This is a genomic window from Nocardia sp. NPDC059240 (assembly GCF_042753865.1).
Lineage (GTDB): Bacteria > Actinomycetota > Actinomycetes > Mycobacteriales > Mycobacteriaceae > Nocardia.
Window position 1 is genome coordinate 916874 of sequence record NZ_JBHZAC010000002.1, and the last position, 14325, is coordinate 931198.

The 14325-nt window shown below is 66.8% G+C and carries 13 protein-coding genes and 1 pseudogene; 6 read left to right on the forward strand and 8 right to left on the reverse strand.

What is annotated here, in order from left to right; translation table 11 throughout:
- Positions 1 to 117 precede the first annotated feature (117 nt).
- Entirely contained in the window at positions 118 to 720 is a 603-nt protein-coding gene (locus ACFXHA_RS09920) for a TetR/AcrR family transcriptional regulator (RefSeq protein ID WP_379354852.1), read from the reverse strand.
- A gap of 107 nt (positions 721 to 827) precedes the next feature.
- Here ACFXHA_RS09920 and ACFXHA_RS09925 point away from each other — a divergent pair, with 107 nt between their 5' ends.
- Together ACFXHA_RS09925 and ACFXHA_RS09930 are read left to right on the forward strand one after the other, a co-directional pair.
- Positions 828 to 1943 carry a hypothetical protein gene (locus ACFXHA_RS09925; RefSeq protein WP_379354854.1) on the forward strand — a complete coding sequence of 372 codons (1116 nt, stop codon included), beginning with the start codon at positions 828 to 830 and terminating at the stop codon, positions 1941 to 1943.
- Between the two features lie 2 nt (positions 1944 to 1945).
- A complete protein-coding gene (locus ACFXHA_RS09930) occupies positions 1946 to 2971 on the forward strand; it encodes a phosphotransferase family protein (RefSeq protein ID WP_379354856.1) in 1026 nt (341 codons plus the stop codon).
- A 21-nt stretch (positions 2972 to 2992) separates the two neighbouring features.
- On the opposite strand, the gene ACFXHA_RS09935 is transcribed toward ACFXHA_RS09930, so the two are convergent.
- Entirely contained in the window at positions 2993 to 4528 is a 1536-nt protein-coding gene (locus ACFXHA_RS09935; RefSeq protein ID WP_379354858.1) for an MFS transporter, read from the reverse strand.
- Positions 4529 to 4684: 156 nt separating this feature from the next.
- Here ACFXHA_RS09935 and ACFXHA_RS09940 point away from each other — a divergent pair, with 156 nt between their 5' ends.
- Positions 4685 to 5428, forward strand: a complete 744-nt coding sequence (locus tag ACFXHA_RS09940) for a TetR/AcrR family transcriptional regulator (protein WP_379354860.1) — start codon at positions 4685 to 4687, stop codon at positions 5426 to 5428.
- Positions 5429 to 5446: 18 nt separating this feature from the next.
- Here ACFXHA_RS09940 and ACFXHA_RS09945 read toward each other — a convergent pair whose 3' ends face one another.
- Positions 5447 to 6193 carry an SDR family oxidoreductase gene (locus tag ACFXHA_RS09945; protein ID WP_379354862.1) on the reverse strand — a complete coding sequence of 249 codons (747 nt, stop codon included), beginning with the start codon at positions 6191 to 6193 and terminating at the stop codon, positions 5447 to 5449.
- Positions 6194 to 6288: 95 nt separating this feature from the next.
- Between ACFXHA_RS09945 and ACFXHA_RS09950 the strand changes: the two genes are divergently transcribed.
- Complete coding sequence (locus ACFXHA_RS09950) at positions 6289 to 6867, forward strand: TetR/AcrR family transcriptional regulator (RefSeq protein ID WP_379354864.1); 579 nt, start codon at positions 6289 to 6291, stop codon at positions 6865 to 6867.
- 46 nt (positions 6868 to 6913) lie between these two features.
- Here the strand turns inward: ACFXHA_RS09950 and ACFXHA_RS09955 are convergent, their stop codons facing one another.
- The 3 genes from ACFXHA_RS09955 to ACFXHA_RS09965 all read right to left on the reverse strand — a co-directional run bounded on the left by ACFXHA_RS09955 (position 6914) and on the right by ACFXHA_RS09965 (position 10784).
- Positions 6914 to 8374 (reverse strand): catalase, encoded by a 1461-nt coding sequence (locus ACFXHA_RS09955; protein WP_379354866.1) that lies wholly within the window; start codon positions 8372 to 8374, stop codon positions 6914 to 6916.
- 113 nt (positions 8375 to 8487) lie between these two features.
- Positions 8488 to 9483: a tetratricopeptide repeat protein gene (locus tag ACFXHA_RS09960; RefSeq protein ID WP_379354868.1), complete on the reverse strand. Its 996-nt coding sequence runs from the start codon at positions 9481 to 9483 to the stop codon at positions 8488 to 8490.
- A gap of 23 nt (positions 9484 to 9506) precedes the next feature.
- The gene (locus tag ACFXHA_RS09965) at positions 9507 to 10784 is read right to left on the reverse strand and encodes an AAA family ATPase (protein WP_379354870.1); all 1278 of its coding nucleotides are present in this window, start codon (positions 10782 to 10784) and stop codon (positions 9507 to 9509) included.
- 264 nt (positions 10785 to 11048) lie between these two features.
- On the opposite strand from ACFXHA_RS09965, the gene ACFXHA_RS09970 reads away from it, so the two are divergent.
- Positions 11049 to 12401 carry a serine hydrolase domain-containing protein gene (locus tag ACFXHA_RS09970; protein WP_379354872.1) on the forward strand — a complete coding sequence of 451 codons (1353 nt, stop codon included), beginning with the start codon at positions 11049 to 11051 and terminating at the stop codon, positions 12399 to 12401.
- Positions 12402 to 12415: 14 nt separating this feature from the next.
- On the opposite strand, the gene ACFXHA_RS09975 is transcribed toward ACFXHA_RS09970, so the two are convergent.
- Together ACFXHA_RS09975 and ACFXHA_RS09980 are read right to left on the reverse strand one after the other, a co-directional pair.
- On the reverse strand, positions 12416 to 13435 hold the full coding sequence (locus tag ACFXHA_RS09975; protein ID WP_379355075.1) for an XRE family transcriptional regulator: 1020 nt from the start codon (positions 13433 to 13435) through the stop codon (positions 12416 to 12418).
- Between the two features lie 27 nt (positions 13436 to 13462).
- A pseudogene (locus tag ACFXHA_RS09980) lies at positions 13463 to 13651 on the reverse strand (helix-turn-helix domain-containing protein); the annotation flags it as partial.
- A 454-nt stretch (positions 13652 to 14105) separates the two neighbouring features.
- Here ACFXHA_RS09980 and ACFXHA_RS09985 point away from each other — a divergent pair.
- Positions 14106 to 14306, forward strand: a complete 201-nt coding sequence (locus tag ACFXHA_RS09985) for a hypothetical protein (protein WP_379354874.1) — start codon at positions 14106 to 14108, stop codon at positions 14304 to 14306.
- The last annotated feature ends 19 nt before the right edge of the window (positions 14307 to 14325 follow it).

Below are 14325 nucleotides of genomic sequence, written 5' to 3' on the forward strand. Positions count from 1 at the left end.
GTGGCCTCCGCCGCCCACCGCACGGCATCATTGAAGGCAAGAGCGCCAAGAAGATTGGGATTGCCGATGGAAACCGTGGTCATCTTCGCACTGGCCTGCCTGATCTATTGGTGGGGACTAATCTGACGTGGGAGTTTGCGCGACCGCGTACAGCGCGTCCGCGATGCGGCGGCTGAAGTGGTCGGCATCCTCGGTGCCGTGGGTGAGGGCGCGCATCAGCGTCGCGCCGCGCAGGAACTCGAAGACCGCCTCGACATCGCAATCCGGCGCCGCCTGACCGGAATCGGCTGCGGCCGTGAGCAGCTCGCGCAGCGCCGCGATGGTCGGTCGCTCGCCGCCGTCGAGCAGGCGGCGATAGCTCTCCTGATCATCGTGATATTCCGAGAGCAGACCGGGTATGGCCGAGCGGGCCGCCGGGTGCGCGGCCGCGGTGAGGAACAGCCGCGTCCAAGCCAGTAGGTCCGCGCGCAGATCGCCGGTGGGGACCGGATGGTTCTCCGAATCGAGGGCGAAGACGGCCTCCTCCACCAGGGCCCGCTTACCGGGCCAGCGGCGATAGATCGAGGTGGTGACCACACCGGCGCGCCGGGCCACCGCGGCAATGGTGGTCGCCTGGTAACCGTCACGGACCAGGAGTTCCTGGGCGGCCTTGAGTACCTGGGCGTCCAGGTGCGGGTCACGCGGGCGGCCGGGGCCGGTGCGGGCGGTCGCCTGGGTCACGGCGGGTTCCCCTCTTGCTGCAATCGGTGGAAATTCTGAAACAGGTTACATCGCGGGTGTAATTGAAATACGCTGCGCCGCGTATTCTAATTCAGGAGGACCGTCGCATGCTGACGCCGCAGGACGAACTGCTCGCCCACCAACTCGCCACCACCTTCGACCACGTGCAGCAGAGCGATCTGCGCTGGACCGAACGCGTCGTGCTCTACGGCTTCGACACCACCGGCGAGATCAGCGTGATGACCGGGATGGCCCGCTACCCCAACCGCAATGTGCTCGACGCCTACGCCATGGTGACCGTCGGCGGCAAGACCGCCCACGTGGTGCGGCTCTCCCGCGAGATCGGCTCGCGCTACGACGGAATCGCGGACTGGACCGTCGGACCGTTCACCTACGAGGTCGTCGAACCGCTGCGCAAGGTGCGCGCCACGCTCGGCGACAATGAGCACGGGGTGCGGTTACAGCTCGACTTCGAAGGCGAATTCCCCGCCTACGAACAGGAACCCGCGTTCTTCCGCTCGCGCGGCCGGGTGCGCGAGGACGCCAGGCGGTACTACCAGAACGGGCGCATCTCCGGCTGGCTCGAGGTCGAGGGCAACCGCGTCGAGATCGACCCCGAGACCTGGTGGTTCGGGCGCGATCACTCCTGGGGCACCCGGCACGGCGGAGGCGGTGGCAGCCTCGGCGAGGGCGAAGGGCTGCAGCCCGGCGAGATCCCCGACGGGGTCCTCTACTACATGGGCATCTTCCAATTCGATGACGAACTGGTGCATTTCGCGCAGCGCGAGACCGCCGACGGACAGCGCTGGCACTTCGAGGGGACCGTGCTCGCGCCGCTCGATGCAGGCGGGCAGGCGACACCGATCCTCGGCACCGACCACGCGCTGACCTTCCGCGACGACTTCCGCATCGTCAGCGGCGGCAGCTTCACCGTGCGCTCGGCCGACGGGCGGGAGCGGGAATTCCGGATTACGCCGATCTCCGACTTCTGGCCCGGGATAGCGGGATACGACCACTACCGCGGATACGCCTCGGGGCTGTGGAAGGGGGCCGACTGGAGCGACGGCTTCACCGCCGATCTCACCGATACCGCCGATCTGCGGCAGGTCAGCATGCTCAGCGAGACCTTCTGCCGGATCGAGACCGACGGCAAGGTCGGCTACGGGCTGGTCGAAATGGTGTTCATGGGGCGCAATGCGCGCTACGGGTACGCGGGGTTCTGACGGTGAGCACCAACCGAATTCCCGCGGAGCAACTGGGCGAAGCACTCGAACCGGCGGTGCGCGAGCATTTTCCGGTATCGGAGGCGGCACGGGTTCGCAATCTGTCCCGTACCGAGCGCGGGTTCGCCACCGAAACATATCTTTTCGAGGTGCAGGATGAGGCCGCCAGCACGCCGCTGGTGCTGCGGCGGCCACCGGATCTGTCGCTGTTCCCCGACTACGACCTGCTGCGGCAGGTGCTGGTCATGCGACGACTGGCCGCGACCGGTCTCCCGGTGCCGAATGTCGCCTGGTTGGAACGCGGCGAGAATCCGCTCGGGAGTCCGTATTTCGTGATGAACCGGCTGGCCGGGCAGGCGCCGAGCGACTATCCGTCCTATCACGTGGCGGGGACCTACTTCGAGGCCACACCGGAGCAGCGCGAGCGCATGTGGTGGGGATGCGTGGACACCATCGCCGAGGTCAATCAGTTGGATTGGCGGGCACTGGGATTGGAGTTCCTCGCCTTCCCCGAGCACGGCGCGGGGGTCATCGAGCAAGGGGTGAACTACCTCGACGCCGCGTTGTCCTGGGCTTGCGAAGGCAATCCGCCCGAGATCTATCGGCGGGCCGTCGCGTACCTGCGGGACAATCTCTACGAGCCGGAGCGGATCGCCCTGTGCTGGGGTGACGCTCGCATGTCGAACATCCTGTACGACAGTGATTTCCGGGTGCGCGGCGTACTGGACTGGGAGATCGCGCATCTCGGAGCGCCCGAATCGGACCTGGCATGGATGCTGTTCCTGGACTGGGCCTGCAGCGAGTACGAGGGGCATGCGGTCCTGCCGGGGACGCCGTCGCGGGCGGAGACCATCGCCTACTACGAGAAGATCACCGGGGAGCGCGTGCGCAATCTCGCGTACCAGGAGATCTTCTCGGCGGCGTTGCTGTCGGTTCCGCTGCTGCGCATGACCCATCGCGTGCAGCTGCCGCCGGAAATGAACATCACCGGATTCTGCACCGCCCGCATCGAGCAATTACTCGAATAGCCTGAACGACTGTGTCGTCGGTTACCGGGCGTCGACCAGTTCGGGTTCGACGGCCGAGATCCCTTCCGGCCCCGCCGCCTTCGCACCCTTCATCAGGAAGAAGGCGATCACCGTGGCGGTCAGGATGGCCGCGCCGCCCGCCAGGAAGGTGACCGACATCGCGTGGGTGTAGGCCTCGCGGGCCACGGTCAGCAGGGCCGAGTTGCCGCTGGCGAAGGCTCCCGCAATGCTGTCGCGAGCGAATCCCGGGACTTCGGAAGGCATTCCGCGGGTGTAGGTTCCGGCCAGCACCGCACCCAGCACGGCCACGCCCAGCGCGCCACCGGTCTGCTGGATGGTGTCGTTGAGGGCCGAGCCGACACCCGCCTGCTCCGGCGGGATGGCACCCATCAGCGCGCCGATGGCGGCGGGCATGGCCAGACCGGCACCGGCACCCAGCACCGCCATGGCCAGGGCCGCGGCCCAGAAGCCGGAGTCGACGGTCAGCGCGGCCAGCGCACCGGAGCCCGCGGCCAGCACCACCATGCCGATGAGGGTCACCGGACGCGCACCCAGCTTGGCCACCAGCCCGGCGCCCAGGCCGTTGAACAGCAGGGCGGCGATGGCCAGCGGGGTGAAGGCCAGCGCGGTCTTGATCGGCGAGTAGCCGAGCACGAACTGCAGGTACTGGGTGAGCAGCAGGGTCAGACCGGCATTGGCGAAGGTGACCAGCACCAGCGAGAAGCTGGAACCGGTGAAGATGCGGTTGCGGAACAGGTGCAGCGGAACCATCGGGTGTGCGGCCGTAAGCTCACGAATGACGAAGGCCGCCAGCACGATCACGGCGATGAGGATCGAAATCCAGGTGCCCGCAAGGCCCTTGGTCGGGAACTCGATGATGCTCCACACCAGCGCCACCATGCCCACGACCGACAGCACCATGCCCGGCAGATCGGTGGGCCGGGGCGAGCCCTTGGATTCCGGCATCAGACCGAACGCCGCCGCGATGGCGATCGCCGCGATCGGCACATTGAGCAGGAACACCGAACCCCACCAGAAGTGGTTGAGCAGCACGCCGCCCAGCACCGGGCCGCCGACCATGCCCAGCACCGACACGCCGGTCCAGGACGCGATCGCCTTGGGACGCTCCTCCTCGTCGAACACGGTGATCAGGATGGACAGCGTGCTCGGCATGATGAGCGCGCCGCCGATACCCATGATCACGCGGCCGGCGATGAGCATGCCCGCGGTGGTGGCGTAGGCCGCGAGGAGCGAGGCCGCGCCGAACAGGACCAGGCCCAGCACCATCACCAGCCGGCGGCCGAAGCGGTCGGAGAGACTGCCGGAGGTGAGCAGCAGGCCGGCGAAAACCAGGATGTAGCAATCGATCACCCACTGCAGGGCCTGCGGGCCGGCATGCAGGTCGACCGCGATCTCCGGTAGCGCGACGGTGAGGACCATATTGTCGATCACCAGCACCAGCGAGGCCAGGCAGAGCACGACCAGGATCAGCCAGCGCTTCGGATTGCGCTGGGCCGCAGGCGATGTCATCGCCTCGGTCACGTTTTCGGCAGTCATTTCACGTCCCCTTCGAGAAGCTCGTCCGCACACTGTGCGGCGTTGTCGAACACTGTACGGTCACCGTACAGTGTTCGCAAGAAGGAACGGTGTACGGTCAAACGAACGGCGTTCTAGCTGGGGTTATGCTGTTCCCCGGACAAAGGAGGAAGAGCCATGGCGGCAAATGCGCAGGAGTTCTCGTCGGTGTGGACCCGCCCGCAGCGAGAACGGCGCGAGCAGCCCGCACTCAGCCGGGACCAGATCGTCGGCGAAGCGCTCGCCCTCCTCGACACCGAGGGCTACGACGCGCTGAGCATGCGCAAACTCGGCACCCGGCTCAATGCCGGGGCCACCTCGCTCTACACCCACGTCGCCAACAAGGACGAGATCCTGGAATTGGTGACCGACGAGGTCTTCGGCGAGATCCAGCTGCCCGACTACATCGAACCGGCGAACTGGCGCAACGACGTGCTCACCCTCGGGCGCGATCTACGCGCGACGATCCTGCGCCACCCGTGGATCAGCATTGCCATGACCAATGCGGGCCTGGCCTTCCTCGGGCCCAACCTGATGCGCATGACGGACACGATCCTGGCCGTCCTCGAGGCCGCCGGATTCGACGACCGCGCTGCGGATCGGGCCTCCAATGCCGTCTTCGCCTATGTCCTCGGCTCCACCGGCACCGAAACCTCCATGCTCACCGGCGTGGCGCGCAGCGGGCTGACCGAGCAGGAATGGTTCACCAAGATGATCACCATGGCCGAACAAGCGGCGCAGGGATTCCCGCGCATCGCCAAACGCTATGACCTGTATCGCGATATCGATTCCGCGCAGTCCCGCGACGACTTCTTCGACGACGAACTCGGCCTCATCCTCGACGGACTGGAACTGCTGCGGGGCCGCGCGGCAGCGGAATAGCCTGCCGCGCGGGGCGATTCAGCGGCCTGTTGCCAGACTCGTACCGCCATTGGCGTCGAGTACGACGCCGGTGATGAAGCCGTTGGTGGCCAGCATGTGGATGGCACGGGCGATGTCCTCGGGACGGCCGACACGACCCACCGGGGTGGTGGCCACCAGACCGTCGAACAGGGCCTGGCGCTGCGCCTCGGGAACCCGGTCCCACCACGGGGTATCGATGACACCCGGGGAGACGGCATTGATGCGCAGCGGGGCGAGCTCCACCGCCAGCGGCGGGACCATGGCGTCGAGCGCGCCGTTGATGGCGGCCAAGCCCGCGGTCCCGGGGAAGGCCGAGCGGGACGAACCGGCGGTGATCAGGGTGACCGAGCCGTTCGGATCCATGTGCGGGAGTGCGGCTTTCAGGATGCGCACCTGCGGCCAGAACTTGCCGTCGAAACCGGCGGCCAGTTGATCCAGGTCGAGATCCAGGAAGGGGCCGCTGCCCGCCGAGCCGCTGACCGCGATGACCAGGTGGTCGATGATCCCGGCCTGCGCGAAGAAGGCGTCGATATCGGTCTGGCTGGTGGCATCCAAGGCGTAGCCGGTGGTCTTGCCGCCGATCCGCTCGATGGCGGCGTCCAGCTTGTCGCGGCCGCGGCCGGTGATGACGACCTCGGCGCCGTCGGCGGCGAAGGCGGTGGCGGTGGCCTCGCCGATGCCGGAGCTGCCACCCATGACGACGACGCGCTGTGTGGTGGTCGCCGCGCTCGGTGAAGTGGTCATTGTCGAACCTCTCTGTCGCTGTCCGTCTATTCTTACGGAACTGACAGTCTCGACAACGCGGAAACCGAGACTTTTAGTCTCGACAAAGGAGTGATGTGTCTCACCCCCGACCACACACCGGGCGACGCCGCAACGAGGCCACCCACCAGGCCATCCTCGACGCGGCCCTGCGGCTGCTCGGCGAATCCGCGGGCGCGGCGGTCACCATCGACGCCATCGCCCGCGCGGCGGGTGTCGGCAAGCAGACCGTCTATCGGTGGTGGCCGTCCAAGGGGGCGCTGCTACTGGACGCGCTCACCGAGCGGTCACAACTGCAGGTGCCGACGCCGGACACCGGCTCGGTGCGCGCGGATCTGCACGCCATCATCGCGGCGACATTCCGTGGCGCACAGGAACCTTCGACCGCGCCCGCGCTACGCACGCTGCTGCGCGAGTCGGCGCAGGACCCGCATCTGGCCGAATTGCTGCAGACCTTCACCGCGCAGCGGCGCGACGCGGTGCACGCGGTACTGGTTCGAGGGCAACAGCGCGGCGAGATCGCGGCCGACGCGGATCTGAGCCTCATGGTCGACGAGTTCTACGGGGTGTTCTGGTACCGCTTCTTTCTCGGACACGCACCGATCGACGACGGGGTGGCCGAGCGGCTCACCGATTCGATCCTGGGCCGAGAATGACAAAAACCCGCATCGCCGAATGCGATGCGGGTCTTTGCGATTGATGCTACTTGGCCAGCTGCTCGCGGACCGTGACCTCGATGCGCTTGCCGAGATCGGCGTCGACGCTCTTCCAGTAGTCGAACACGCGGCTCAGGATGGGCTCACGCACACCACCGAGGATGTGGCCGGAGACGTTGGCCACCAGGCGATCCCGCTGGGCGTCGTCCATGACCTCGCGGACCAGCGTGCCGGCCTGCGCGAAGTCGTTGTCCTCGCGGTGGGTGATGTACCCGGCGCGAGTCATGCTCGGGTCGAACTCCCACGCGCCGTCGTCGATGGCACGCGCCGGATCGGCGTGCGCGCCACCGAAGGAGTTGGGCGCGTACACCGGAACGCTGGCGGCGTTGTGCGAGAACCGCATCTGGCCGTCCTGCGAGTACGAGTTCACCGGCGCGGCCTTGGCGCGGTTCGGCGGCAGCTGCGCGTGGTTGGCGCCGATGCGGTAGCGGTGCGCGTCGGCGTAGGCGAACACGCGACCCAGCAGCATCTTGTCCGGCGAGAAGGCAATGCCCGGAACCACATTCGACGGCGCGAAGGCGGCCTGCTCGATGTCCACGAAGTAGTTCGCGGGGTTGCGGTTCAGGGTCCAGCGGCCGACCTCGATGAGCGGGTAGTCCTGCTGCGACCAGACCTTGGTCAGGTCGAACGGGTTGAAGCGGTAGTTCTCCGCCTCGGCGACCGGCATGATCTGGACCTTCAGGGTCCAGGACGGGTGGTCACCGTTCTCGATGGCCTGGTACAGGTCGCGACGGTGGTAGTCGGCGTCCTTACCGGCCAGCTCGTCGGCCTCGGCCTGGGTCAGGGTCTGGATGCCCTGGTCGGTCTTGAAGTGGTACTTCACCCAGAAGCGCTCGCCCGCTTCGTTGATCCACTGGTAGGTGTGCGAGCCGAAGCCGTCCATGTGGCGCAGGGTGGCCGGGATGCCGCGGTCGCCCATCAGCCAGGTCACCTGGTGCGCGGTCTCCGGACGCAGGGTCCAGAAGTCCCACTGCATGTGCGCGTCGCGCAGGCCCGAGCCCGGCAGGCGCTTCTGCGAGTGGATGAAGTCGGGGAACTTGATCGGGTCCTTGATGAAGAACACCGGGGTGTTGTTGCCGACGATGTCGTAGTTGCCCTCGGTGGTGTAGAACTTCACCGCGAAACCGCGCGGGTCGCGCCAGGTGTCGGGGCTGCCCTGCTCACCGGCGACGGTGGAGAAACGCACCAGCGACTCGGTGCGGGTGCCCGGCTGGAACAGCGCGGCCTTGGTGTAGCGGCTCACATCGCCGGTCACCACCAGTTCGCCGAACGCGCCCGCGCCCTTGGCGTGCACCACACGCTCCGGAACCCGCTCGCGGTTGAAGTGGGCCAGCTTCTCGATCAGATAGTGATCGTGCAGCAGGATCGGGCCCTGGGTGCCCGCGGTGAGCGATTCGTTGTCGCTGGGCACCGGGGCGCCGGAATTGGTGGTGGTCGCCTTGGTCATGGGTTCGAGCCTGCCGAGTTTTCTGGAACTAGTCAAGAAAACTGAGCGGGGTCTGAGTAAACAAAGGTGTATACAGTCCCGGTACCCCTGGCCAGCGGTTATCGGGCGATGGGTCAGCGTGGCGGGGGCGGTACCGGCGTCACGATGGTCAGTTGCGGGAAGTTCGAACGCCAGTCCGGCGGGAGAGGCTGGAACGTGGGCGGGTGCAGGAACTCGGACGGGATGCGCGGCGGCGTCGGGTACTGGTAGTCGTGGGCCGGACTCGGGGAGTCGTTCGAACACCCGGCGGCCACACCGCGGATCAGCGCGATCGCCACGAAGATCGCGGCAAAGCGGCCGAAGCGGAAGCCACCCGATCGCCGCTTGTTCTGGGAATCGACGACCCGGGCCGCCCACCTGGTGGTTCGACTGTTCGACAGCGCATCGACTCGTTCCAGCTGCTCGCGAACCTGGTCGCCGTACTCGGGATCGAGTTCGGCCACCCGCCGCAATTGTTGTGTACCCGTGCGGAGGTCGCCGCGCACCAGGGTGATCAGCGCGAGTTCGTAGAGCGCCTGAGAATGCTCCGGCTCCAGTCGCAGCGCCTCCCGGAAGGCAGCCTCGGCCCGGGCGAGCGCGTCGGATCCCCGCCGCTGCCAGCGGAAGATCAAGCCGCGCAACACGTGCACGCGGACATTGTCGGGGTCGAGTTCCAGGGCTCGATCCAAAAGCTTCAGCGCCGCGGTCGAATCCGTATCCCACTGCGTGGTCGCCTGAACTCGCAGGCTGTCCACACTGCTCGGATCCAGCTCGACGGCGTGCCGAGCCGCCTCCACCGCCCGCGCCCGGTGCCCGGCGGACACCTCCCCACTCGTGGCCAGACCCAGCCGGAACTCCGACAGCGCCCGCACCCGCCAGACATAGATGGAATCCGGTGTCACCCGCAGCGCCGACGCCGAAAACTCCAGCGCCCGTTCGTACTCCCCCAGCTGACGGCACAGATCGGCCATGCGCGCCAGCGCCAGCGCCTCCTCCGGCTCACTGGCCAGCACCTCGGCCAACAATTCCCTAGCCGCCTCGAACCGACCGAGCTCGGTCAGAATCAGCGCCTTCTCGATCTTCTCGCTCATCCCCGCCTATCCGAATGTTTCAGTCATCGGTCTTTGCGGGCGCGCATGTAGGCGGCTAGCTCGTCGTAGCTGCCGTCGTTGTTGGCGAATTCGACTACGTTGCGGGCGGATTCGAACCAGGCACCGGTGCTGGGGCGGGTTTGGGATAGAGCGGCGGCGATGTCGTCCATGCGGACGGGGCGGACGGTGCCGGTGCGGATGGAGTCGGCCATGGCCAGTTGGGTGGCGGATTTGCAGATTTGGGCGAGGTCGGCGCCGGAGAAGCCTTCGGTGCGGGCGGCGACCGCAGGGAGGTCGATGCCCTCGATGGGGCGGTCCTTCAGGTGGTGGCGGAGGATCGAGATGCGGGCCTCGGGGTCGGGGAGGGCGACCAGGACCATGCGGTCGAAGCGGCCGGGGCGGCGCAAGGCGACGTCGACGTCCCAGGGGTGGTTGGTGGCGCCGATGATGTAGACGCCCTCGTTGTCGCTGGTCATCGAATCCATCTCGGTGAGCAGCTGATTGACCGTGGAGCGCAGGGAACTGGAGCCGGACAGGTGGCTGCGCTTGTGGCCCAGGGCGTCGATCTCATCGAAGAACAGGACGCAGGGGGCCTTGCGGCGAGCGTTGCGGAAGACCTGCTTGAGGTTGTATTCGCTGCGGCCGGTGTACCAGTTCAGGATGTCGGCGATCTCGATGGCGTAGAAGTTCGCGCCCAGCTCGCCCGCGACCGCCGCGGCCACGAAGGTCTTGCCGCAGCCGGGCGGGCCGTAGAGCAGCAGCCCGCCACGGGCGCTGGTGCCGAACGCCTTGGCCAGCTCCGGGTTTCGCACCGGGCCCAGCAGCGACAGTTCCAGCTGCGCCTTGACGTGCTCCATACCGCCGACATCGGCGAGGGTGAGCTTGGGTTTCTCGAACAATCCGACATCGCCCTCGACATAGACCTCCGTCTTGTCGTTCACGAACGCCGGCTGGATGATGTTGCCGATCTGCTGCTCGGCGGCATCCCAGTCGTAGTCGTTGCCCTGGGATTCGCGACCGTTGCCCTGCGACTCACGGCCGTCGGCGGAAGCGAGTGCAGCCGTGCCGGATTGATCCGGTGCGGTCACCGCCCCGGCCAGCGCCGCCGTACTCCGCTGCAGCAGCGCCGCCACCTGCCCGTTGCTCGGATCCTGGGCAAGCGCCGTGGCGCAATGCGCGAGCGCCTCGGCGTGCCTGCCGTTGGCCGCCAGCAACTCGATCACGCTGAGCCGTACCGGCAGCAGCTCGGGATTGGCGTCCAGCACGGTCAGCAGGTTGGTGATCACCGGATCGTCGGTCAAAGCTCCCCCAGAGAAGTACATGGTTCTGCGCCGAATGCTAAACGCTCCGGGTGACAGCGGACACCTCCCGGCGACCGTTGCCCAGATCACATCGGGCCGGCCGGAATAGATTCGCGGGGACACCGGTTGATCACCCTTGCCGGCGTCGGAACAGCCCCGGGCCGCACCCTTTGTCGCTACGAGCGACCACTCGCCGAGAGGCGCTTGTTGGGCGTCGGCGTCTACTTCCCCGGTTGATCCGGGTGCCCGCGTTAGCCTCAGGCCATGGTGCGCATGCGCAGGGGGCTGGCCGGTGCGATCGCGGCAGTTTTGACGGCGGGCAGCGTGCTGCTCGGCAGCGGGGTGGCGACGGCGACCCCGGAGCCCACACGTTGCGCCGAACCCGGGGGGCGCGAATTCCAGCGTGCCGAACCCGAAGAGATGGGCGTGGATTCGGCGGGCCTCGCGGATGCCCTGGCCTTCGCCGCCTCCCGAAACCGATTGAATGTGCAGGTCTTTCGGCACAACTGCCTGGTCGGCGAGGGACCGTTCAACGCCGAAACCGGTGGCGTGCCATGGAATGTGTGGAGCGTGACCAAGAGCGTCGTGTCACTGCTGGCCGGAATTGCCTGGGATCAAGGCAAACTCGATATCGACGCACCCTTGGATCGTTATCTTCCGCCGGGCATCGGCGATGCCGAGCATCGCGCGATCACAGTGGAGAACCTGCTGCAGGAAACCTCCGGCCTGCGCGTCGGCGTGGTGACCGAGGGGATCACCGGCATCGTGCCCATCGATCCGTTCAGCGCGGTGCAGGCCCTGGGCGTGCCGTTCGAGGATCGGCCCGGCTCCACCTTCCAATACAGCCAGCGCAATGTGGATCTGCTGTCCTATATCGTCGAATTGGCGGTCGCCGAACCACTGCAGCAATTCGCACAGCGAGAACTGTTCGGCCCCATCGGCATTCAGTCCGCCGACTACTATTGGGCGCGCGACCGGTCCGGCCATACCTACGGTTACGCGCACCTCTACATCCCACCCGATGATCTCGCGCGACTGGGGATGCTGGTGGCCGAGCACGGGAAATGGCGTGGCCGCGACATTGTTTCGGCCGCCTATCTCGAACGCGCCACCACCGAATCCGCCACCAACCACTGCTATGGCTACCTGTTCTGGACCGGCCCCGGCTGTGCGGAGAATCCCGAATTCCTACCGGCCGACATGTATTCGATGTCCGGGTTCGGTCTGCAGCACGTATACGTGGTGCCCAGTCTGGATCTCATGGTGGTGTGGACCGGCGTCTTCGGCGTCCACTCGTCGCAGGGCCCGAGCGGGCTGCTGCAGTACGGCGGTGAACCGCCGCACGAATTCTTCCGCCGACTGCTGGCGGCGTTGCACGACAACCCGATCCCCGACCCGGGTCCTTATGTCGAGACGCCATTGACCGTCGACTATCGCGGGTATTTCGACCCGGATATCACGCTCGCCGTCTTCGGCGTCGGCGCGGACGCGTACCCCGGCTGCGATCTCACGTCCTGCCTGAACCTGCCGTTGCGCGCGCCGTTCAGCGACGCACCGCCAGGCTGTGTACTGCTGGCATGCGTCGGACCGGACCCGCGCACTCCGGGTATTCGCTGACCGGCCGGGCTCCCCTACGGGTTGACCACGGCGCGGCCCGCTAGCTCCCGCAGCTCGTCGGCAGGTCGGCGACCGGCGAACTGCAACAGATCTCGCACCACCTCCCGGGCGCGATGATCGGTGTGCACCAGTTCGGGCGTTAGTCGCTCGGCATTGAGCAACGCGTCCAGTGCCTCGCTCGCCTGCCGCCGCTGCGCGTGCGCTCGGGCGACGTCGACCAGGAAGCGGGCCTGCCGCTCCGCGGACAGCACCGAGGCGTCCACGGTGCGCGCGGTATCGAGCGCCTCGCCGGCATCACCCAATTCGACGGCCACGGCCACCGCGTGCACGGCGACCCCGGTCGGCCCGAATTCGGTGTCGAAGTCGTTGCGGCCCTCGCCCAGCCGGTCCGCGGCGGCGCGTGCCGCCGCCAGCCCGGCCCGTGCGGCCGTGCGATTGCCGTCGGTCGCGGCGATCACGGCCAGCATGAGCTGCAGGGATCCGTAGAGCGACAGCACTTCCGGCTTCGGATGCTCGGCCGCCACCTGGGCGGCCAGTGCCGCCACCGACACTCGTGCGGCCTGTTCGGCCTGTTCCAGACGTTGCAGGCGCAGGAAAGCCTGTGCCATGCGATATGTTCCGGCCACGACGCTGAGCGCGTCACCGGATTCCTCGGCTGCGGACAATGCGCGGTCGGCCGCGACCCACGCCGCGTCGACCTCCTCCTGACGGGTGAACGCGGTCGCGGCGACCTGATAGGCCCGCGAGAGTTGGGTCAGCACTTCCGGCCGCTGTGTCACGGTCGACCGGGCGGCGTGCTCGAGATCCGGGATCAGTTCCAGCAGACTGCTGCCCACTTCGACCAATCGGGACTCGTGCGCCAGCTGCCAGGCCGTATCCACACGCTCCTGCAGCTCCTGGAGTTTCAATTCCGACTCGCGATCGGTGTCGTCTCCGAAAAGCTGTTCCAGTGCGGGATGTCCGGTCAGTAGCAGCCGTAGCTGCTCGAAAACCGCCGCGCCGGGCCGTTGCCCGTCACCGCGGTCGGCGGCCATCGGTTCGGCTGCTTCGGGTCTCAGGTCGCGTACCGCCACTCCGAGCACGTCCGCCAGTCTTTGCAGAACGGACAGTCGCTCGACAGGTAGTACATCTCGCTCGACCTGCGACACCCAGCTTTCCGAGCGCCGAATCGCCGCTCCCAACTCTTTCTGCGATAGTCCCCGCCGCCGGCGCAACTCCGCTACCCGTGCCCCAAGGGTACTTTCGGCCACCGGGTCAAACTCCTTCTGCCTGATCGGCTTTCCCGGCCGTCACCGCCCGCTTGTTTCGCCGATGTCTACCATGCCCTTCTCCTTCCGCCCTTTCCGTCCAGACGGGATCTGTCGACAAGGATTCCAGACCGGGCGAGCTTACGGCGCACAGTATGGAACATGGATTTTTCTTATTGCACCGCAATTTTTCTGTGTTTAACGTTTGAAGAGGACCCGTCGAACCAAACGGACGACAAGAGGTGGTCATGCCCGGCGAACTTCTCTTCTTCCTACTCGGAGCCGGAATCGGCGGCGCGGCAATGTGGTTCGCGGCGTGCGCCCTTGCGGCCACCAAGTATTCCTCCACTGCTGACGGGGCGACGGTGCAATCCATCACCGCACGCCTCGAACGCGAGGGTATCCGGAACTCGCGTTCTGTGAAAGGTCAACCAGCCACCCACCGAGCGCAGGCCCGATGACCGCCGCACCGAAAACCGATGAAGTCCATGTGCGCCTGCGGTTTCCCGGAGGAATGATCTTGGATTACCGTGCCGAGCGCGCAATTGCCGAACGCCTCGCAGCGCATTTGCGACCGCATCGCATTGAAGTCACCATCGACGTGCAGCAGACCGACCGACTACCCCCGCTCCCCTGCGCCGAACTTTGGACAGATTGACCAACTTTCGCCGGGCGTT